Origin of the sequence: Streptomyces sp. NBC_00335 (assembly GCF_036127095.1) — a bacterium.
GTDB lineage: Bacteria > Actinomycetota > Actinomycetes > Streptomycetales > Streptomycetaceae > Streptomyces.
On the sequence record NZ_CP108006.1, the window covers coordinates 600,036 to 620,052 of the forward strand.

Consider the following 20,017-nt stretch of genomic DNA (forward strand, 5'->3'; position numbering starts at 1 on the left):
GCCGGTGTCAACGAGGACAAGGACGACGAAAACGAGGTGCGCAATGACGCGCGTCATTGTGGTGATGGGTGTGGCCGGGACGGGAAAGACGACCGTGGGCCGGCTGCTCGCCGACGCGCTCGCCCTCCCCTACGCGGAGGGCGACGCCTTCCACCCGGCGGCCAACGTCGCCAAGATGTCCGCCGGCACCCCCCTGGACGACGCGGACCGCCGGCCCTGGCTGGACGCGATCGGCGAATGGATGCGCAACCGGGCCGGGATCGGCGGCGGGGTCGTCTCCGCCTCCTCCCTCAAGCGGGCCTACCGCGACCGGCTGCGGGCCATCGCGCCGGACACCGTCTTCGTCCACCTCACCGGCGAACGGCCGCTGATCGAGGAGCGCATGGCCGCGCGCAAGGGGCACTTCATGCCCACCACGCTGCTGGATTCGCAGTTCGCCACGCTGGAGCCGCTCCAGCCGGACGAACTCGGCGTCCTCGTCGACGTGTCCGGAGCCCCGGAGGAGATCACCGCGCGGGCGCTCGCCGCCCTGCGCCGCCTCCCGGCGCCGGTCGCGTAACCAGCGGTCGCACGACCACCGGTCGCATAGCCACCGGTCGCGCGACCACCCGGTCCCCCACTCCGTCCCGGCACGTCCCGCCCCCGCCCTACCCCGTCATGCCCTGCCCCAGAACCAGAACGAAGGAACCGTCAACGTGACCAGTCTCAGCGCCGAGACTCTCGCAGCGGCCGCCACCGAGCCGATCACCTCGGCCGGCAACACCCAGCTGGGGATCGCCGTCCTCGCGGGCATAGCCGTCATCGTCCTGCTCATCACCCGCCTCAAGCTGCACGCCTTCCTGGCGCTGACGCTCGGTTCGCTCGCCCTCGGGGTGTTCGCCGGCGCTCCCCTGGCCAAGACCGTCTCCAGCTTCACGGCCGGGCTCGGCGCCACCGTCGCGGGGGTCGGCGTACTGATCGCGCTCGGCGCCATCCTCGGGAAGCTGCTCGCCGACTCGGGCGGCGCGGACGAGATCGTGGACACCATCCTGGCGCGCGCCAAGGGCCGGGCCATGCCCTGGGCGATGGTGCTGATCGCCTCGGTGATCGGCCTCCCCCTCTTCTTCGAGGTCGGCATCGTGCTGCTGATCCCGGTGGTCCTGCTGGTGGCCAAGCGGGGCAACTACTCGCTCATGCGGATCGGCATCCCCGCGCTGGCCGGGCTGTCCGTGATGCACGGGCTGATCCCGCCGCACCCCGGTCCGCTGGTCGCCATCGACGCGCTCCACGCCAACCTGGGGCTCACCCTCGCGCTCGGCGTGCTCGTCGCCATCCCGACCGTCGTCATCGCGGGCCCGGTGTTCTCCCGGTACGCGGCCCGGTGGGTGGACATCCCGGCGCCCGACCACATGGTCCCGCAGCGGCCCTCGGAGGAGCTCGAACACCGCCCGAGCTTCGGGGCGACGGTCTTCACGGTGCTGCTGCCGGTGGCCCTGATGCTGATGAAGGCCCTGGTCGACATCGTGGTCAACGATCCGGCCAACGCGGTCCAGCGGGTCACCGACGTGGCGGGCTCCCCGCTGATCGCGCTGCTCGCGGCGGTGCTCGTGGGCATGTTCACCCTCGGCCGGGCGGCCGGGTTCACCAAGGCGCGGCTGTCCGTGACGGTGGAGAAGTCGCTGGCCCCGATCGCGGGCATCCTGCTGATCGTGGGTGCGGGCGGCGGCTTCAAGGCGACGCTGATCGACGTGGGCGTCGGCCAGATGATCATGGACCTGTCCGAGCACTGGGCGATACCGACCCTGCTGCTGGCCTGGCTCATCGCCGTGGCCATCCGCCTGGCGACGGGCTCGGCGACGGTCGCCACCATCTCCGCGGCCGGACTGGTGGCCCCGCTCGCGGCGGGCATGTCGTCCACGGAGACGGCCCTGCTGGTCCTCGCCATCGGAGCGGGGTCCCTGTTCTTCAGCCACGTCAACGACGCCGGGTTCTGGCTCGTGAAGGAGTACTTCGGCATGACGGTCGGCCAGACCCTCAAAACCTGGTCGGTGATGGAGACGATCATCTCGGTGGTCGGCCTGGGCTTCGTCCTGCTGCTGTCCCTGGTCCTCTGACACCAAGCCGCCCGCTCCCCGGCCGGCTTGCGGTCAGCCCGTCCGCCGGTGCCTGCCCCGCGTCCCCTCCCGGGACCCGGGGCGGGCCAGTTGGGCCGCCGCCAGCTCGAAGCCGCCGGCCGCGGTGGCGCAGCGGTCGGCCAGCGAGGCCACCTCGGCGCGGAAGGCGTCGCCTCCCGGGCCCTGCCAGCGCAGGTCTCCGGCGGCGATGCGGAGCCGTTCGGCGTGCGAACGCAGGGCGGCCGAGTGGGCGCGCAGGCCCTCGGCCGGGGCCGGACGGGTCTCGGCCCGGGGCGCGGGCCCGGCGGTGTCCGTCACTGGGTCCGCCCCGGGACGTAGACGTCGGGATGTCCCGGCAGCCGTACGAGGTGGCTTCCGGTGACCCGGCCGCCGAAGCCCGCGAGGACCGCCGCCGGACCCGGCTCGGGGCCGGAACCCACCCAGGTGACCCGGTACACGGTGGTGAACTCCCGGCTCGCGGCCAGCCGTCCGGCCGTCCGGGCGCCCGGACCGTGGCCGAGCAGGGCGAGTTCGGTCCCGGAGGGCACCAGGCGGCGTACGGTCGCGGCCACGTCCCGGACGTGCGCGGCCGGCTCCTCGTACGGGGCGTCGTTGCGGCCGGACTCCGTTGGCGGTCCGGCGAGTTGGAGCACGCACCGCTCCACCCCGTCCGCGCCGACGACCTGCTGGAGCAGGACCGCGCCCGCGGCTTCACCGATCCGGTCGGCGTTGCCCCGGTACCCGGCCGGGGTGCCGGTGGTGTCCAGCTCGGCGAGGAGGCGGCTGCCCGGCTCGGAGCAGGCGGGGCCCCGGTCGAAGAAGGCCCGCAGGGCGGCGCCGATCCCCAGGAGCGGCTCCGCGGCCACGGGCCTGCCGGTGGCCACCTGCCAGCCGGCGTGATCGTTGAACGGGTTGTCGTCGGTCAGCGCGTTCCAGGCCAGGACGTCGGCGAAGGAGGGGCTGAGCAGGGCGAAGGCGGGACCCTCGCCGCGTCGGTGCACGAGTTCGCGGAACGCCCGGACGGCGTCCGCCTGCCGGCCCTCCTCCGCCGCGAGGAACACCTCGGCGGCGGCCGGGTCCACCGACCGCGCCGGGTTACGGGCGCTCTCGGCCCGGATCCGGCCCCTGAGGCCGCACACCGCGAGGCTGACGGCAAGGCTCTCCCGGCCGGTGAGGACCCCGGCGAGCCACCCGGCCCGCGCCACGCCCCGGCCCCGGGCGGCCCACCCGAGTCCGTCCGGGTCGGTGAGGGCGCGCAGCAGCGTACGCCAGGCCGCGCGGCGGCGACTGCCGAGACCCAGTGCGGTGACCGGCAGCCGGGAGCCGAGGGCCAGCCGGGAGGCGTAGCGGGAGGCTTCGCCGACGGCGTCGGCCGCCTCGGCCAGTTCCCGGCACAGGGCGCCCAGTTGATCGGCGTCCGGGTCGGTGGGCGCGGAGGTCGCGGAGGTGCCGGGGGTCGCGGCGTCGGACATGGATTCCTCGTCGGGTCGGATGAGCGTCGGGCAGGACGGGGCGGGACGAACAGGTCGGTCGGCCATCGGGCGGGCGAGGAGGCGGGCAGGCGGGCCGGGTGGGCCCGATGCCGTGGCGCCGCCCGGGTGCGGGCGAGGCCGGTGCCGCGGTCAGCGGCGGGTCAGGCGCAGGCGGATGCCCTGCGGGTCCAGGGCCGCGGGGAGCGGGCCGTGGGGGTCGAGCACGGGCCGGACGGGCCGGACCCGGTGTCCGCGCAGCACCTCCGCGCAGAGCGCCGCGGTGACCAGCAGCCCCAGCTGTTCGCCGGGGCACCGGCCGCCGGCATGGCTGAACGGGGCCATCCGGACGTCCCGGTCCGCTTCGCGGGAAGCCCACCGGCCCGGTACGAAGACGTGCGCGGCGGGCACGTGCTCGGGGTCGCGCTGGTGGAACAGCACGGGCAGCACCACACAGGTCCCGGCGGGATGCCGCACGCCCCGCCATTCGGTTTCGGCCCGGGTGATCCGTATCAGGTCGGGCACGGCCGGATAGAGGCGCAGCGATTCCCGGACGCAGGCGCGCAGCCGGGGCAGCGCGCCCTGCGCGGAGCCCTGTGTCCATCCGGCGGCGCGGGCCTCGGCGGCGACGGCGTCCTGTTCGGCCGGGTGCGCGCCGAGCAGCAGCAGGGTGCGCAGCAGGACGCCGGGGACGAGGTCGAAGGCGGCCAGCCACTGGCGGACCTGCCCGACCGGGTCCGCCGGTGGCAGGCCCGCCCCGGGCCGGTCCGGCCCGCCGAGGGGGTCCGCGTGGCGGCGGGCCCGCCCGATGAGGGTGTGCGGCTCCGCGAGGTCGGCGTACGCGGCGATCCGCGCGCCGGCCCTGTCGTGGGAACGCCCGAGCCTGCGGCCGAGTTCCGCGTCCTCGGCGGCCGCGTCGCCGAGGACGATGCGCCGGGCCGCGCGGGCCACGGAGTGGCGTACGCGGGCGAGTTCGAGGGAACCCCCCGCCGTCAGGCGCCGGGCCTCGTCGGTGAGGACCGAGAGGAACGCCCCGCACGAGGGGTGCATGGTCAGCCCCGCGGCGAGCACCGACTCGTCGACCGCCCGCCGCCCGGCGCGCGACCCGGCGTGGGCGCAGCTGCCGTCCGCCTCCGCGGCGGGCTGGACGGGGGAGCCGACGGGTTCGGCGTAGAACTGCCGGATGTCCTGCGGATCGAGGATGAGCAGGACGGTGCCGGTCAGCCCCCGTACGAGCACGGGCGCCCCGCCGTGCCGCTCGCGCAGGGCCCGCAGGGTGGCGGCGGACCAGCGCGGCCGGCCGGGCCCCGCGTGCCCGCGCACCGCACGGGGCCGGACGCTCACGAAGCCCCGTACCAGGGCGGGCAGCGCGTGCGCGGCGGCGAACCGGGCGCTCTCGCCGCGCCCCGCACCGGCCGTCATGCGGGGGCCTGGGCGGCCGGGGCCGGCGGCGTGCGCGCCCCGCGGGCGGTCTCGTGGGCCGTACGCATCCGTGTACCTCCACGCAGCCTGGACTCGACGTTCGGTGACCTCGCGCTCACCGTACGTCGACCGTCCCGGGTCCGCGCCCCGAGGACCACGAGGGGGGTACGCAGGGGCCACGGGCGGGCTAGGGGCGCCTCCGGGCGGGCTACGGGCGGGGCGGGGATCCCGGTTCGAGGTCGGCATCGGGGTCGAGTTCGAGATCGACGAGCAGTGCCGCGACCTCCGGACCGGCGGCGAGGTAGTCCGTGAAGGTCGCGTTGTTCAGGGCCCGCGGGGAGCGTCCGAGGCGGACCAGGCCGATGGCGGCGGCCGGCGCCAGGCCACCCTCGACGAGGCACTGGGCGACGACCAGGCCGGAGCGGTTGTAACCGGAATGGCAGCGCACCAGGACCCGCCGTCCGGAGTCGAGTGCGACACGGGCGGCGCGGGCGAGGTGGAGGACGGTACGCAGCTGCGCGCCCGTGAGCGGGCGTCCGGCATCTCGTGCACCAGGTGTTCCACGCGCGGGTCGGGGCCGTGGCCCGGGCGGCTGAAGAGGCTGACGACGAGGTCGAACTCGGCTCCGACGACGACCGGCCGCAGCTCTCCGGCCGGGTCGGTCCAGTAGTGGCCGCCCATCCACAGGCCGGGGGTGATCTCGTCCCAGGGACTCTGCGGACCGGGCATGTCACGGTCCTTCCGGCGGGTCTTCTTCATCGGACTCCGAAGATACAACCACCTTGTGCCGTCCGTGACTTCAGGCGAAGGCCGCTTCCCGGAAGGCCGTACGGAGCGGGGCCGACGGGGTGGTGGGGAGGAGGACCGCCCAGCGGCGCCCGCCCGGGGAGAGCCACAGGGCCGGGCCTTCGCCGTGGGACCAGGACCCGTGTGCGGCGGGGTGCCAGAGGAGGCCCCGGGCGGGTAGCAGTTCGCCGGTGCGGATGCGGAGCGACTGCGCCGTCCAGGCCCGGCTGACGGGGCCGCCCGCCGGGGCGAGGAGGTGACTCAGGAACCGGCCGAGGTCGGCGACGGGCGCACGCAGGGTCCCGTCGGCGGTGAAGCCCGTCCGGGTCATGCCGAGCGGCGCCCAGACCCGCGCGGCGGCGACCCCGGCGAGGGGGCCGCCGCACAGCCGCTCGGCGAGCGCGAAGAGGGCGGGCGACACCCCGGAGCCGTGGGTGAGCAGGTGGTGCGCGGTGGTTCCGGCGGGCAGGCCGTCGCCCGCCCCGTAGGCGGTCAGCGGGGTGTGCAGGGCCAGCTCCCCCGCGTCCACGAGCATCCCGATGACGGGCCACACGGCGAGCACGCCCGCCAGAGCGCCGACATCGGGGGCGGTGTCGGGGTCCCCGGCCTCCACCACCGCGTCCGGACCGTCCGCGCCGCCGACGGCCCAGCCGGCCCCGGGGTCCGCGTCCCGTACGAGGGCCGCGATCCGGTCGACGCCGCCGGCCGGAGCCTGCTGCGTGACCGGCTCGTGCTGCTCGGCCTGCCCGGTCTGACCGGCCCGCCCGGTCTGATCGGCCCGCCCGGTCTGATCGGCCTGTCCGGCCCGGTCGCTCTGGAGCGTCATGGTCAGCCACGGTACGGCGCCCGCCGCACCCGTCCCGCGCGTCGCGCGGTCCGGCCGCGGCGGGCCACCCGAATGCCCCGCGGCCCGCCCGGCACCGCCGGCCCGGGAATGTGGGGCCCCGGCCCGTGCGGGCCGCAGGGGCCCGGATCCGTACGCCCGGTCCCGTACGCCGCCCCCCGCCGCCGGCTGCGACCCGTACGCCGGTTCAGGCCCCGCCCACTGCGCCCACCGCGTCCGCCCCCTCCGCCGGCGGCTCCGCCCGGATGCCCGTGACGACCACGGTGATCAGGCAGAACGCGATGAGGATCTCCGCCCAGAGGAAGGCGAGGTAGTCGAGCAGACAGCCGATCGGCGGTGTGCCCGGGGCGGTGTTGCGAAAGGCGGCCAGCGCGAACAGGGTGGCGGCCATCCAGCCGAGGGCGGGCCAGGTGAGCCCCTTGCGGCGGGTGACGAGGTACCAGCCGCCGATCAGGACGGACACGGCGAGCGCCCACATCGCGATCATCATGAAGACCGCGAACACGAGCACGCTGTTGGAGCGGGCCACCCCGATGTCGAGGACGGCCGCGCCGTCGGCCGCCGTCGAGGCCTCCACCGTGGACGAGAAGAGCACGTCGTTGTTGGAGAACAGGACCCGCACCGGAACCTTCTCGTGGCCCAGTACGGCCGCGAACTCCACGTCCGCCCCGTAGGCGTCGAAGGGGTAGTCCGTGATGGAGCCGCCCGTCATGGCCACCGGCACGTCCAGGGTGGAGATGCGCTGGTGGGCCTTGAAGGACAGGTCGCCGCGGGTGGCCGTCGAGGTCTGGAGGGTGAGGTCGTCGGCGGGTGCGATCCCGCCGGCCTCGGCCAGCGCCCCGCGGGGCGTGACCAGGACCCGCAGCACCAGCTCGCGCCCGGCGGCGTCGACGCGCTGGATGGTCGCCTCCACGTCCACCCGGTCGGGATCGGCCCGGCCCGCGGTGTGGACGGTGTCCTGGGCCTGGCGTTCGCCGAACTGCAGCCAGGCCCCCACGCCGACCGCCGCCACGATCGCGAGCAGGAGCAGACCCGGGAGCAGCGGGAAGCGGCGCCCGGACGGACGGCGTCGCACAGCGCTCACGCGGCGGGCTTGCCGGGCTGGTCGTGGGTCGAGCAGTGGATGCCACCGCCGCCCGAGGCGATCGTGTCGATCACGACGGGGACGATGTCCCGCTTGGGGAAGTGTTCCTGCAGGATGCCGCGGGCCCGGTCGTCGGCCTGGCGGTCCCCGAACTTCGGCATGAAGACGGAGTCGTTGGCGATGTAGAAGTTGGCGTAGGTCGACACGAAGTCGTCGCCCTCTCCCGTGATCTTGTCCAGGTCGGGCTGCGGCAGGTCGATGATCTCGAACTTCCGGCCGCGGGCGTCCGTCGCCTTCGAGAGGACCGACTTCGCCTGGTCGGCGGAGCGGGACCAGGAGTCCTTCGGGGTGTTCGGGTGGGCGCGGTCCAGCAGGACGACACCGGGCGCGGCGAACCGTACGAGGCTGTCCACGTGGGCGTCGGTGATGTCCTCGCCGCGCACGCCGGCCAGCCAGACCACCGTCTCGACGCCCAGGGTCTGCTTGAGCTCGGCCTCGATCGTGTCCCGGCTCTTGCCGCGGTTGCGGTTGTCGTTGACGATCGAGCTCTCGGTGATCAGCAGGGTGCCCTCGCCGTCGGTCTCGAAGGAGCCGCCCTCGGCCACCAGCGGAGCCTGGACCCGGGGGATCCCGTACTTCTGGAGCAGGAGGCGGCCGACCTGGCCGTCGTTCTTGTGCTCCTGCTTGTTGCCCCAGCCGTTGAAGTTGAAGTCGACGCCGATGACCTTGCCCTGCTCCTCGACGAACACCGGGACGGTGTCGCGGGCCCACAGGTCGTCCACGGCCAGCGGGATCACCTCGACCTCGGAGCCGCAGGCCTTCTGCGCCGCGGCCACCTGCTCGGGCCGGGCCATCATGACGACCGCCTCGTACTTCCCGACGGCCCGGGCGATCCGGGCGATGTCCTCGCGCACATAGCGCAGGTCCTCCATCCAGACCGCGTCCAGCGCGGGCCAGGCCATGAAGGTCCGGGTGTGGCTCTCCCACTCGGCGCCGAGCCGGCGCTCGGCACCGGCCGGGGAGGCCTGGGGGGTGCCCGCGGGGGCGTTGGAGCGCGGGGCGCTCGGCGAAGGGCCGCAGGCGGTGGCCCCGAAGGCGAGTGCGCCGAGCCCGGCGAAGGTGCGGAGGGCGGTCCGGCGTGTGGGGGGCAGGTGGGACACGGGGAACTCCGATCGAGGACTGGCGGGACGACTGCGTCCGGCCAGGACGGGCGCGGGAGGCACGGCACGGGCCGACCGCCCCGGGCCCCTGAGACAAGGGTGCGCCCTCCGTCCGCGAAGGGCCGTGACGCGGGGCGGGTGGTGCGGGCACGTGTCGCCCACTCTGGCACTGACTGAAAATTCAGTCAATTCATGGCACGATGCGCGCAGGGCCCCTGCCGCATCGCGGCGCATCTCGCATCGCTTCGTTGAAAGAGCCACCGCATGAGCCACCCCATGTCCGAGCAGCACTCCGGCGCACAGCCGGCCCGTACGGCACTGTCCGCGGACGATCCGCAGGAGATCGGCGGCTACGCCCTGCACGCCCGGCTCGGCTCCGGCGGCATGGGCGTGGTCTACCTGGCCCATACGCCCGGCGGCCGCCCCATCGCGCTCAAGGCCGTCCGCAGGGAGCTCGCCTCCGATCCCGAGTTCCGCCGGCGGTTCGCCCAGGAGGTGGCCAGCGCCCGCCGGATCCACGGGCTGTTCACCGCCCAGGTGATCGATTCCGGGGTCGAGGACCCCACGCCGTGGCTCGCCACCGCGTACGTGCCCGGTCCCTCGCTGCACGAGGTCGTACGGCGGCACGGGCCGCTGCCGGTGCACACGGTCCTGCTGCTCCTGGCGGGCATAGCCGAGGCGCTCCAGGCCATCCACGGGGCGGGCGTGGTCCACCGCGACCTGAAGCCGGCCAACGTGCTGCTCGCGGGGGACGGCCCCAAGGTGATCGACTTCGGGATCGCGCGCGCGGCCGACGCCGCCGCGCTCACCGGTACGGGGCTGCGGATCGGCACGGCGGCGTTCATGGCGCCCGAGCAGGCGCTCGGCCATCCGGCGACCCCGGCGACCGACGTCTTCGCGCTCGGGACCCTGGCCGCGTACGTCGCGTGCGGGATCGCGCCCTTCGGGAACGGGCCGGAGTCCAGCGCCCTCTACCGGGTCGTCCACGAGCATCCCGATCTCACCCGGGTGCCGGACGAGCTGTACGCCCTCGTCTCCTGGTGCCTCGCGAAGCATCCCGAGGACCGTCCGCAGCCGGCCGAGCTGATCGCCTCGGTGCGGGCGCACCCCCTGGTGTGCGGGCGGCCGGAATTCACCGACGGCTGGCTGCCCCGGCAGGTCCGTGAGGAGCTCGGGGGCGGGGGCGACACCGTGTGGCCGTCCGCCCCGGAGCCGTTCCAGGCCACCAGGACGGCGACCGCCCGTCCGGGCCCGGCGGGCCCCACCCCGACCGCCCCCGGGCAGGCCTTCCCCGGGCCGCGCACCGATTCCGGACCCTGGCCGGGCGCACAGGCACCGGCACCCACACCCGCACAGGCACCGGTCCCCGCACTCGCACCCGCGCCCGCACCGGCCCCCGCTCCGGCACCCGCCCCCGTCCCGAGCCACGGCCGGCCGGCCCGCGGGCGCCGGCTCCCGCTGCTTGCGACCCTCATCGTGACCGGCACCCTGCTGGCCGCCGCCGGCGCCGTGTACTACCTGGACGCCCCCACGGACGGGACCCCCGTCACCGGTGGCACCCCCGTCACCACCCCCACCGCCCCCACCGCCTCCTCGCCCACGGCCACCCCCGGCCCCACCCCGCCCGACCCGGCCGCCGGCTACCTGCCCGGCTACACGAAGACCAAGCTCACCGCCCCCGACTCCGGATACGAGTTCGACCTGAAGGCCGGCAAGGTGGTGCCCGCGGAGACGGCCGCCTGGTACCTGGCGCGCGAGGGCCAGGCCCTGGTCCTCTCCGAGGAGTCGGACTCCTTCGTGTCCGACTCCGGGGAACTGACGGTGGCCGCCTGCCTGCACGGCATCGAGACCCGCCCGGCCGCCGATCTGTCCTTCGCCGCACTCGCGAAGTCCCGGCCGTTCTGCGTGCGCAGCCCGGACCGGAGCGAGATCGCGATCGTGAGACTGGTCGAGGCCCCGGCCGACGAATCCGCCACGATCCTGGTGGACCAGTACCGCCGGAGCTGACCGGCCCGTGCGGCCCCGAAACCCGGATGACGGCGGCTCGTGGATTCGGCAGGATCGCCGCATGCCCCTACTGCTCCCGCCCCGTGTCACCGCGTCCGCCGCCCGGCTCCGGGACGCGGCGCACGCGCGCGGGCTGGCCACCGTACAACTGGACGGCTTCGCCGTGCCCGACGGGCTGCGGGCCGACCATCTGCATGCCGGGCCGCGGTTCGCGGATGCCGTGGCCCCCGGGCTCGGGATCGGCCTGCTCGAGGCTCCGTCCGACTGGCTGGCGCGGCTGCCCCGGGAGTTCACCGGGCGGGAGGTCCTGCTGATGCCGATCCGCGAGGCGTACGGGCTGCGCCGGCCCGTCTTCGTGAAGTCGCCGAACGACAAGAACATCCCGGCACTCGTCTACGCCGACGGCTCCCGCCTGCCGGGGCCGGACGCGGTGGATCCGGGGACGGAGGTGCTGGTCAGCGACGTGGTCCGGTTCACGGCGGAGCATCGCGTGTTCCTGCTCGACGGGGCCGTGCACACCGCGAGCCGCTACGCCGAGGACGGCCGCCTCAGCCTCGGCCCGGCCTCGGCCGGCGCCCTCGCCTTCGCGGCCGGCCTGCCCTTCTCCACCCTCCCGTCCGCGATCGTCGTCGACGTCGGCGTCACCGACGGGCGCTGGTCGGTGATCGAAGCCAATGCCGCGTGGGCCAGCGGAACGTACGCCTGCGACCCGGGGCAGGCCCTGGACGTGGCCCTGCGTGCGGCGGCCCCGCTCCGCTCCTTCGCCGACCGCGACCGGAAGTTCCTCCGATGACCACCGGGGGCTGACGGCGAAGGGCGGGGCGCCCGGAGGCGCCCCGCCCGTTGTGCTGCCGCCAGGGTCAGCTCTTGTCCGGGCGGTCCGTCACGCGCAGGGAGTTCAGCAGGGGTTTGCCGAAGCCGGTGTGGGTGACGAAGCGGATGTTCAGGGTGCCGTCGGTGACCGTGACCGTATAGGTGCGGGTCAGGGCCGTGTACGTGCCCGCCTCCAGGGAGACGTCCAGTGAGGGCAGTACCTGGGTGCCCTCCGCCAGTACGTCGAAGACGCGCTTGTTCGGCTTCGTGGAAGAGAGCTCCGCGAAGCCCAGTTCCACGGTGTAGGTGCCGTTCGGGACGGCGTCGAAGCGGTATTCGTACATGCCCTCACGGGCGTTGCGGAAGAGCTTCTGGTCGGCCGTGCCCGCGATCGTACGGCTGGTGGACTGGGCCGAGCTGCTGCCCTGGTAGCCGTACGAGCCCGCCGTGTACTTGCGGTCCGGGGACCAGCCGTCGCCCAGCGAGTCCGTGCTCGCGCCCGTGGCGCCGGCGTCCAGGGCGACCTGGTAGCGCGGGACGACGAGCTTGACGGGGACGGTGAGCACCGGGGTCCGGCCGCTGGCCGAGGTGATCTTCAGGTCGGCCGTGAGGACGGTGCCCGGGGTCAGGCCCGTGGTGTCCACCGCCAGGGTGAGCGGGGCCTTGCCGCCCGTCGGGAGGTCGCCCGAGCCCGGGGTCGCCGTCAGCCAGGCCGCGTCCTCGGCGATGGTGAAGGCCGTGCCGAGACCGGGGTTGGTGAGGTCGAGGGTCCGCGTCCGCTTCTGGCCGGGCGGCAGGACGATCTCCACGGCCGGCTTCGCCGGGGTGACCTTGCCGGTGCGCAGGGACCGGGTGACCGACGTGACGTCGGCCGCCTTGACGTCCACGGTCGCCGACACCGGCTCGTACTGGGCGGCGGTCAGCGCGAGTTCCCGCGCTCCCGACGGGCTCTGGACCACGTACCCGCCGTCGGCCGCCGTGGTGGCGGAGACCGCGGTGGCGCCCGTGCCGACGGTCACGGTGGCTCCGGCGATGCCGTTGCCGTCGTTCGCGTCGAGCACCCGGCCCGCCACCACGCCGCTCTTGGTGGTGCGGAAGGAGACGGACAGGCCGTCCGTGATCACGGGCGTGTTGAAGGAGTACCGGTAGGCGTCGGTGCCCGTCGCGTTCTCCACGCCGATGGTCGCGGTGGAGCCGCCCTTGATGCCGGTGCCGCCGGTCCCCTTGTAGGCGTACCGGACGGTGCCGTCCTCGCCGATCGCCGCCGAGAAGGAGAACTTGTCGGACTGCGCCGACCAGTGCGACACCTCGCGCCACTCGATGACGTAGGTCCGGTGCGGCGCGGTGCCGGTGACCGCCGTGAAGACCCCGGACCCGCTGCCGGCGGCGCCGACGACCAGGTCGTCCCAGAAGGGGTACAGCGCCGCGTTGGGCGTGGCCGCGCTCGGGATGTCCCCGTTGATGTCACCGGTGTTGTTGCCGCCGAAGCTGACGGTGCCGTTCGTGCCGATCCAGGCCTGCCCGTACGTCTTGCCGTACAGCGGCAGCGGGAAGGGCAGGTCGACGCGCTCGGTGGTGTTGTCGCCGGTCAGCGCGAGCTGCCGGTCCCCCGGCTGGTACGGGCCGGCGCTCGAGGTGGCGCAGGCGTAGCCGTAGGTGTCGGTGCGTTCGGGGAGGTTCACCGCGACGGTGGTGTCCCCGGCGAGGGTGACCTTGGCCGTGCCGCCGGTGAGGCAGCGGGAGGAGTGGGTGGCGTTCACGTCGTACGTGCCGTGCGGCAGGGTGACCTCGAAGCGGCCCTGCGCATCGGTGGTCGCGGTCACCGGGGTGTCCGCGACGGTCACCGCGGCGCCGGCCACGGGGCCCGCGGCCGAGGAGACGGTGCCCGTGAGCTTCCCGGAGTCCGCCTGGACCAGGTCGATGTCGCCCGTGGCGGTGGCGTTCTCGGTCACCGACACGGTGGCGCTCTGCTGCCCGTACCCGAACTTCGAGGCGGTCAGCGCGTAGTCGCCCACGGACAGGGTGGTGAAGCGGTACGTACCGTCGGCCGCGGTGGTCGCCGTACGGTCGATCGGTCCGTCGGCGACGACCTTCACGCCGGCGACGGGCTGCCCGCCGGAGCGCACGGTGCCGCCGAGGGCGCCGATCGCGCCGCGCGGGGCGGCGTTGACGGCGGCGAGGACGTCGAGCTTGCCTTCGCCGAAGACGTTGTTGTCGGCGGCGGTGCCGCCGCACTGGCTGCTGTCGGTGTCCAGGGCGGTGCCGTCCAGCAGGGCCGTGGTCTGCGCGATGTCGCCTTCGAGGGCGGGCGCCGCCGACCAGAGCAGGGCCACGGCCGCGGCCGTGTGCGGCGAGGCCATGGAGGTGCCGGAGAAGGACGCGTACGCGCCGCCGGGGACGGAGGAGCGCACGTTCACGCCGGGGGCCGCGATGTTCGGCTTGAGGATTCCGCCGGGGCCCGCGCCGCGCGAGGAGAACGAGGCGATCGCGCCGTTGATGTCGAAGGCGCCGGAGCTGTAGGAGGCGGCGTAGTCGCCGGGCGAACCGCTGGTGGTGCAGCCCGGGCCGGAGTTGCCGTTGGAGAAGGCAGGGAAGATGCCGGCCGCGCGCCAGGTGTCGACGATCTCCTGGTACCAGGTGTCCCCGCCGGGGCCGCCCCAGGAGTTGTTGACGATGTGCGGGGCCAGGTCGGGCCGCGGGTTCTGGCCGTTCAGGTCGGTCGGCGCGACGATCCACTGGCCGGCCGCGAGGAGGGAGCCCTCGGAGCAGGAGGTGGTCTCACAGCCCTTGGCCGCGATCCACTTCGCTCCCGGGGCGACACCGGTCTTGTTGGCGCCGCCGTCGTCGCCGACCATGGTGCCCATCGTGTGGGTGCCGTGGTCGTTGTTGTCGCAGGGAGCCGCGGTGGGGCAGACCCCGGCCGGGTCGAACCAGTTGTGGTTGTGGTCGTAGCTGCCGTCGGCGCTCCTGCCGCGGTACTGATGGGCCACGGCCGGGTGCGTGTGGTCGACGCCGCTGTCGATGTTGGCGACGACGATGCCCTCGCCGCGCACGCCGAGCTGGTCCCAGACCTGCGGTGCCTTGATCCGGTCGATGTTCCACTCGACGGCGTCGGCCGCGGCCTGCTCCCGCTTGCCCTCCGCCGGCTTCGGCAGGTCGACCTTGTCGTCGGCGTCGATCCGGGAGACCTCGGGGCGCTGGGCCAGGGCCCCTGCGAGCTTCTCGGTGCCGACGACGCGGACCGCGTTCACGATCCAGTACGAGGTGTACTCGGCCTTCGCGCCGTCCAGGGCCTTGATCACCTCGGCCTGGCTGCGCGCGGCATGGTCCTTCTTCAGCCGCAGGACCGTTTCCGCCTTCGCCGTGCGGGTCTGCTGTCCGCCTGCGGAGGTGAGGTCGGCGGCGCTGTCGAGATAGACCCAGAAGACGGCCTTCGCGGAGCCGTCGAGCTGGGCGCGGAGAACGGGTTCGATCTTGCGCTCGGCCGCGCCCGGGGCGGGCCCGGGGTCGGGCGCGGCGGCTGCCACGCCCGCACCGAGGGGCAGCAGCAGGGCCGCGGTGAGGGCGGCGAGCCCTGTGCGCAGGGGTCGTAATCGTGAGCGGGAGGCTCGTCGGGTGTCGCTTCGTGCCACGTGTGGTCTCCTCGTACGCCGTGTGCAGGTCGTGCGGAAAGGGTGTGCGTGACGTGCGCGGGCCATGGTGCGGGTGATGTCATGCTCCGTACAAGAGTGCCTAATGAGCCGACCGCCTCCGCCGGGTGGCTGTTCCCGGCCGGGCGGGCCAGCCTGGGGGGATGACCGATCCCGCATCCCCGCCGCCCTCCCCCGGGGTGCGGCTCGGTACCGCGCAGGGCCGGTGGATCGTACTGACCACCGTGCTCGGGTCCGCCATGGCGCTGCTGGACTCGACCGTGGTCAACGTGGCCCTGCCCGCCATCGGGCGGGATCTCGGCGCCGATCTGGCGGTGCTCCAGTGGACGGTCAACGCCTACCTGCTGACCCTCGCGGGCCTGATCCTGGTCGGCGGGGCGCTCGGGGACCGGTTCGGGCGGCGCCGGATCTTCGTGCTCGGGGTGGTGTGGTTCGCGGTCGGCTCCCTGCTGTGCGGGATCGCGCCGAACGCCGGGGTGCTCATCGCCGCCCGCGCCCTGCAGGGCATCGGCGGGGCGCTGCTGACGCCCGGTTCCCTCGCGCTGATCCAGGGCTCGATCCATCCCGGCGACCGGGCCCGCGCGGTGGGCCTGTGGTCGGGTTTCGGCGGGGTGGGCGCGGCCGTGGGTCCGTTCCTGGGCGGCTGGCTGGTGGACGGGCCGGGCTGGCGCTGGGTGTTCCTGCTGAACGTGCCGGTGGCCGCGCTCTGTGTCCCGGTCGCGCTGCGGCACGTACCGGAGTCGCGGGATCCGGCGGCGCACGGGCGGTTCGACGTGGCCGGGGCCGTCCTCGGCGCGGCCTCGCTGGCGCTGCTGACCTATGCGCTCATCGAGGCCCGGTCGGGCGCCGCGCCCGTGGTGGGGGCCGCCGTGGGAGGCGTGCTGCTGGCCGGGGCCTTCGTGGTGGTCGAGCGGCGGCGGGCCGACCCGATGGTGCCTCCGGACATCTTCTCCTCGCGCCTGTTCACCGCCGTCAACCTGGTCACCCTGTGCGTGTACGCGGCCTTCGGCGGCTTCTTCTTCCTCGTGGTGCTCCAGCTCCAGGTGGTGTCCGGGTACTCCGCCCTCGGAGCCGGGGCCGCCCTGCTGCCCACCACGGCCCTGATGCTGCTGCTGTCGGCCCGCTCCGCGCAGCTCGGGGAGCGGATCGGGCCGCGGATCCCGCTCACCTTGGGGCCGCTGCTGTGCGCGGCGGGGATGCTGCTGATGCTGCGGGTGGGCCCCGGGGCCCCGTACGTGCGGGACGTGCTGCCGGCGCTGCTCGTGATGGGCCTGGGCATGGCGGCCCTGGTGGCTCCGCTGACGGCCACCGTCCTGTCCTCGGTGGACCCCGGGCGGGCGGGCCTGGCCAGCGGCATCAACAACGCGGCCGCGCGCGCCGCCGGGCTCCTCGCGGTGGCCGCGCTGCCGCTGCTGGCCGGCATGGGACCGGACGCGTACCTCTCGGCCGGGGCCTTCGACGCGGCCTTCGGGCGGGCGATGCTCTGGTGCGCGGGGATCCTGGTGGCCGGAGCCGCCGTGGCCTGGGCGACCGTACGCTCCCCCGCGCCCGGGGCGTGTCACCCGCAGTGCCGCACGAACTGCGCGGTGACCGCTCCGCCGCTCGAACCCCCGGGAGCGGCGGAGCGGTGACTTCCATCCGCCGGGCCCACCCCTACCAGGGGCTCGGCGCCGGCGGGGTGACGACCGGCGGGCGGTCGTCGCAGGTGATGGTGTTGGGCAGCTCCCAGCCCGCGAACCACGGGCCGGTCGTGCCGCCGCCGTCGTTGCCGCCGCGGTCGAGGAGGCTGAACTCCGAACCGGTGGCGGGGAAGTTGAAGGAGCCGCAGTTGTTGACGCCGACGGCCCCGACGCCCCGGGCGTCGACGTTCTCGAAGCTCGCCGAGCCGGCCACGCGGGCGCTGACCACCGAAGTACCGGTGCCGTCGACCCGGATGTCCTTGAAGTGGACGTTCTCGATGCGGACCTTGTCCTTCACCGGCCAGTCGCTGACCAGCATGATCGCGTTGTAGGTGCTGTCGAGGAAGGAGTTGCCGGTGACCTGGATGTCGGCCTGGTCGATGCTGCGGTCCAGGGCGTAGAACCAGATCGCGCCGAGCCCGATGTTCCAGTTCAGTTCGTACGTGCCGGCGCGGACGGTGGTGTTGCCGTCGAGGCGCAGGCCGCCGGTGAAGGGTTCGGCTCCGAAGCGGGAACCGACGTGCAGGGCGCTGCCCTCGCGGACCGGGTCGGCGACGAGGTTGGCGGTGACGGTGGTGTCGGCGCCGCCGTAGATGGCGATGCCGTTGGCCAGGGTGGGGCTCTGCACGGTGTTGTGGTCGAAGGTGTTGCGGGCGTTCGTGGTCTTCTCGGCCCACATCGCGAGGCCGTCGTCGCCCGTGTTGCGGACGAAGTTGTCCTGGACGAGGGAGTCGGTGACTCCGGTGTGGAAGTTCAGGCCGTCGGCGATCTGGTCGGTGATGACGTTGCGGGTGACCTTCACGTTGCTCATCGGGCCGTCGAACCAGAGGCCGACCTTGGTGTGGTGGATGTAGAGGGAGTCGATGGTGGAGTCGCTCATCGCGCCGCCGACGCCGTTGACCTGGTCGGTGTCCACCCGTTCGCGGACGTCGCCCTCGATGGCGAAGCGGGAGAGGTGGACGCCGCGACTGCCGCCGTCCGCGGCCTCCTTGCCGTAGAAGCCGACGCCCTTGCCCTTGACGGTGGTGTACCAGCTGCCGGCGCCGGTGAGGGTGACCCCGTCCACGATGATGTGGCGGTTGACCTGGTAGGTGCCCGGCGGCAGGTAGACCGGGAGCCGGTGGCGCTTGGCGAAGGCGATGGCCCGGTCGATGGCGTCGGCGGAGTCCCGCCGGCCCGTCGGGTCGGCGCCGAAGAGGAGGGCGTTGGCGGCGGTCGCCTCCACGTGCGGGGCGCCGACGCGCTGCGAGTCGAGCAGGTCGATGACCGTCCAGGCGGCGGGGCTCCCGGCCGGGACCGTGAGCCGGATCGTGTCGCCCGCCCGGTAGGTGCGGCCCAGGAGCAGGCGCTGCTCGTCGTACATGTGGGTGGGGCGGAACGGCTTGGCGATGACCGGGGCCGGGGTGGTGGCCGCCGGGACGCAGCCGCACTCGGTGATCCACCAGTCGGGGTGCAGGAGGTCTGCCTGCGGGTCGTTGCTGAAGGGGTACTGGTTGTACAGCCAGGAGTACTGCGAGGTCAGCGTCATGGAGCGGCGGTTCTTGCCGTTCACGGTGACGTCGAGCGGGGCGGTGATGCCGCCGCCGGCCGGGGCGTCGGGGAGGCTGTAGCGGACGGTGACCGCGTCGGCCGCCGCGGGCAGGGTGAACTCCACGTACTGGCCCGGCACCAGTCGGACCGCCTTGCGGCCGGAGGCTTCGGCGGGCAGCGAGTAGGCGGTGCGGTCGGGGCCGATGAGCGCGCCCGTGGTGACGGCGTTCTCCGCCTCCTGCTCGGCGAAGTCCACCCGGGCGCCGCGGCCCTCGGCCAGTGCGGGGTCGAGGGCGGCCCGGGTGACGGCCGTGGGTGCCGCGGGGTCCGCGGCGGGCCGGGCCGATGCCGGGCCCGCGCCCAGCGCGCCGAGGCCGAGGGCGGACACGGTGATCGCCGCCAGGACGGCGGCGGCACGTGCGGGGACGGCTCTTCTGCTCGCGGCGGGGCTCGCGGCTCTTCTTGGGGGCATGGCCGGGACAGTAGGACCGCAAACGCAAACACGGCAAGGGTCATGCAGGAATCTTCTTGTTTCTGTCGAGTTTTTCCACTGATCCGTGGTGTGGCAGACGCTCGCGCCGCGGCCTACCGTGGAATCGGGAGGGCCTCATGTGCTGGAGCGCGACGGCCGATCTGACGGCGGGCACGGTCATCAGCGCCGTCGGGATCGCCTGCCTGGTGCGGACCCGGCGCGCCCGGGACCTCCCCCTCGCCGCGCTCCCGCTGATCCTGGGAGCGCACCAGCTGATCGAAGCCGCCGTCTGGAACTCCGGGGGCGGCTGCGGCACGGCCACCACCGCCTGGGCGGTGATCGCCCTCCCGCTGCTGCCCGTATGGGTGCCGCTCGGGGTGCTCCTCGCCGCAGAGCCCGAGCTCAGGCCCCGGCTGCGGTGGCCGGCCGCCACCGGCGCGTACCTCTCCTCCTGCCTGGCGACCCGCCCGGTGAGCGCCGAGCTCCGCGGCCACACCCTCGGGTACGGGGTGGACGTCCCCTGGATGCCCCTGGCCCTGGCGGGCTATCTGTTCGCCACGCTCGGCGCCCTGCTCCTCTCGGGGGACCGCCGCCTGCGCCTGCTCGGCCTCCTCATGACGGCCGGGGCCCTCGTCTGCGCCGCGCTGTGGCGGCTGGAGTTCGCTTCGACCTGGTGCTCCTTCGCCGCGGCCGCCTCGACGCTGATCCTGGTCTGGACCGGCGGCCGTGCGCGTTCCCCTTCTGTACGCGCGGACGCCCGGCGGGGTGCGCAGAGCCTGTAACACCGGCCCGGACGCAGAACAGGAGCACCCGCCGAAGGTAAAAAGATTCGGGCGCCGGCCACGGGCCCACCTTGCGGTTTGTCGCTTTTCAGCCTCGGAGCCCACCGGATGCAGCCACGGCGGAGTGGCGGGGTGGGGCGAGAGTCCCGCCGCCTCGGGGCGGCGGGACTTCTCGTAACGCGTTCGACTTCTGACGTGGTGGATTCGGTCGTACACACCTCACCCG

At 74.2% G+C, this 20,017-nt stretch carries 14 protein-coding genes and 1 pseudogene; 6 read left to right on the plus strand and 9 right to left on the minus strand.

All coding sequences use genetic code 11. The features are described from left to right. Positions 1–43: 43 nt before the first annotated feature. A complete protein-coding gene (locus OHA37_RS02700; RefSeq protein ID WP_266902035.1) occupies positions 44–559 on the plus strand; it encodes a gluconokinase in 516 nt (171 codons plus the stop codon). Between the two features lie 136 nt (positions 560–695). Then, entirely contained in the window at positions 696–2,093 is a 1,398-nt protein-coding gene (locus OHA37_RS02705) for a GntT/GntP/DsdX family permease (protein WP_266902037.1), read from the plus strand. Between the two features lie 33 nt (positions 2,094–2,126). Here OHA37_RS02705 and OHA37_RS02710 read toward each other — a convergent pair whose 3' ends face one another. The 7 genes and pseudogenes from OHA37_RS02710 to OHA37_RS02740 form a co-directional block, all read right to left on the minus strand. Next, entirely contained in the window at positions 2,127–2,411 is a 285-nt protein-coding gene (locus OHA37_RS02710; protein WP_266902039.1) for a hypothetical protein, read from the minus strand. Then, a complete protein-coding gene (locus OHA37_RS02715; RefSeq protein ID WP_266902041.1) occupies positions 2,408–3,565 on the minus strand; it encodes a hypothetical protein in 1,158 nt (385 codons plus the stop codon). Before OHA37_RS02715 ends, OHA37_RS02710 begins: the two co-directional genes overlap by 4 nt. A gap of 150 nt (positions 3,566–3,715) precedes the next feature. Then, positions 3,716–4,984, minus strand: coding sequence for a cytochrome P450 (locus OHA37_RS02720; RefSeq protein WP_266902043.1), 1,269 nt, complete (start codon positions 4,982–4,984; stop codon positions 3,716–3,718). Between the two features lie 208 nt (positions 4,985–5,192). After that, a pseudogene (locus tag OHA37_RS02725) lies at positions 5,193–5,713 on the minus strand (protein-tyrosine phosphatase family protein). Positions 5,714–5,783: 70 nt separating this feature from the next. Next, a complete protein-coding gene (locus OHA37_RS02730) occupies positions 5,784–6,596 on the minus strand; it encodes a hypothetical protein (protein WP_266902045.1) in 813 nt (270 codons plus the stop codon). A 205-nt stretch (positions 6,597–6,801) separates the two neighbouring features. Next, positions 6,802–7,698: a DUF4436 domain-containing protein gene (locus OHA37_RS02735; RefSeq protein WP_266902047.1), complete on the minus strand. Its 897-nt coding sequence runs from the start codon at positions 7,696–7,698 to the stop codon at positions 6,802–6,804. Then, complete coding sequence (locus tag OHA37_RS02740; protein ID WP_266902050.1) at positions 7,695–8,858, minus strand: agmatine deiminase family protein; 1,164 nt, start codon at positions 8,856–8,858, stop codon at positions 7,695–7,697. Before OHA37_RS02740 ends, OHA37_RS02735 begins: the two co-directional genes overlap by 4 nt. A 264-nt stretch (positions 8,859–9,122) precedes the next feature. Between OHA37_RS02740 and OHA37_RS02745 the strand changes: the two genes are divergently transcribed. Together OHA37_RS02745 and OHA37_RS02750 are read left to right on the plus strand one after the other, a co-directional pair. Continuing rightward, the gene (locus OHA37_RS02745) at positions 9,123–10,865 is read left to right on the plus strand and encodes a serine/threonine-protein kinase (RefSeq protein WP_443046100.1); all 1,743 of its coding nucleotides are present in this window, start codon (positions 9,123–9,125) and stop codon (positions 10,863–10,865) included. A 61-nt stretch (positions 10,866–10,926) separates the two neighbouring features. Then, the gene (locus OHA37_RS02750) at positions 10,927–11,658 is read left to right on the plus strand and encodes an ATP-grasp domain-containing protein (RefSeq protein WP_266902052.1); all 732 of its coding nucleotides are present in this window, start codon (positions 10,927–10,929) and stop codon (positions 11,656–11,658) included. A gap of 67 nt (positions 11,659–11,725) precedes the next feature. On the opposite strand, the gene OHA37_RS02755 is transcribed toward OHA37_RS02750, so the two are convergent. Next, positions 11,726–15,310 (minus strand): S8 family serine peptidase, encoded by a 3,585-nt coding sequence (locus tag OHA37_RS02755; protein WP_266902054.1) that lies wholly within the window; start codon positions 15,308–15,310, stop codon positions 11,726–11,728. A 161-nt stretch (positions 15,311–15,471) separates the two neighbouring features. On the opposite strand from OHA37_RS02755, the gene OHA37_RS02760 reads away from it, so the two are divergent. Continuing rightward, positions 15,472–16,959 (plus strand): MFS transporter, encoded by a 1,488-nt coding sequence (locus tag OHA37_RS02760; RefSeq protein WP_266902056.1) that lies wholly within the window; start codon positions 15,472–15,474, stop codon positions 16,957–16,959. A 22-nt stretch (positions 16,960–16,981) separates the two neighbouring features. Here the strand turns inward: OHA37_RS02760 and OHA37_RS02765 are convergent, their stop codons facing one another. After that, on the minus strand, positions 16,982–19,009 hold the full coding sequence (locus OHA37_RS02765; RefSeq protein WP_266902058.1) for a glycosyl hydrolase family 28-related protein: 2,028 nt from the start codon (positions 19,007–19,009) through the stop codon (positions 16,982–16,984). A 137-nt stretch (positions 19,010–19,146) separates the two neighbouring features. Here OHA37_RS02765 and OHA37_RS02770 point away from each other — a divergent pair, with 137 nt between their 5' ends. Further along, entirely contained in the window at positions 19,147–19,791 is a 645-nt protein-coding gene (locus OHA37_RS02770; RefSeq protein ID WP_266902060.1) for a DUF6629 family protein, read from the plus strand. Positions 19,792–20,017 lie beyond the last annotated feature (226 nt).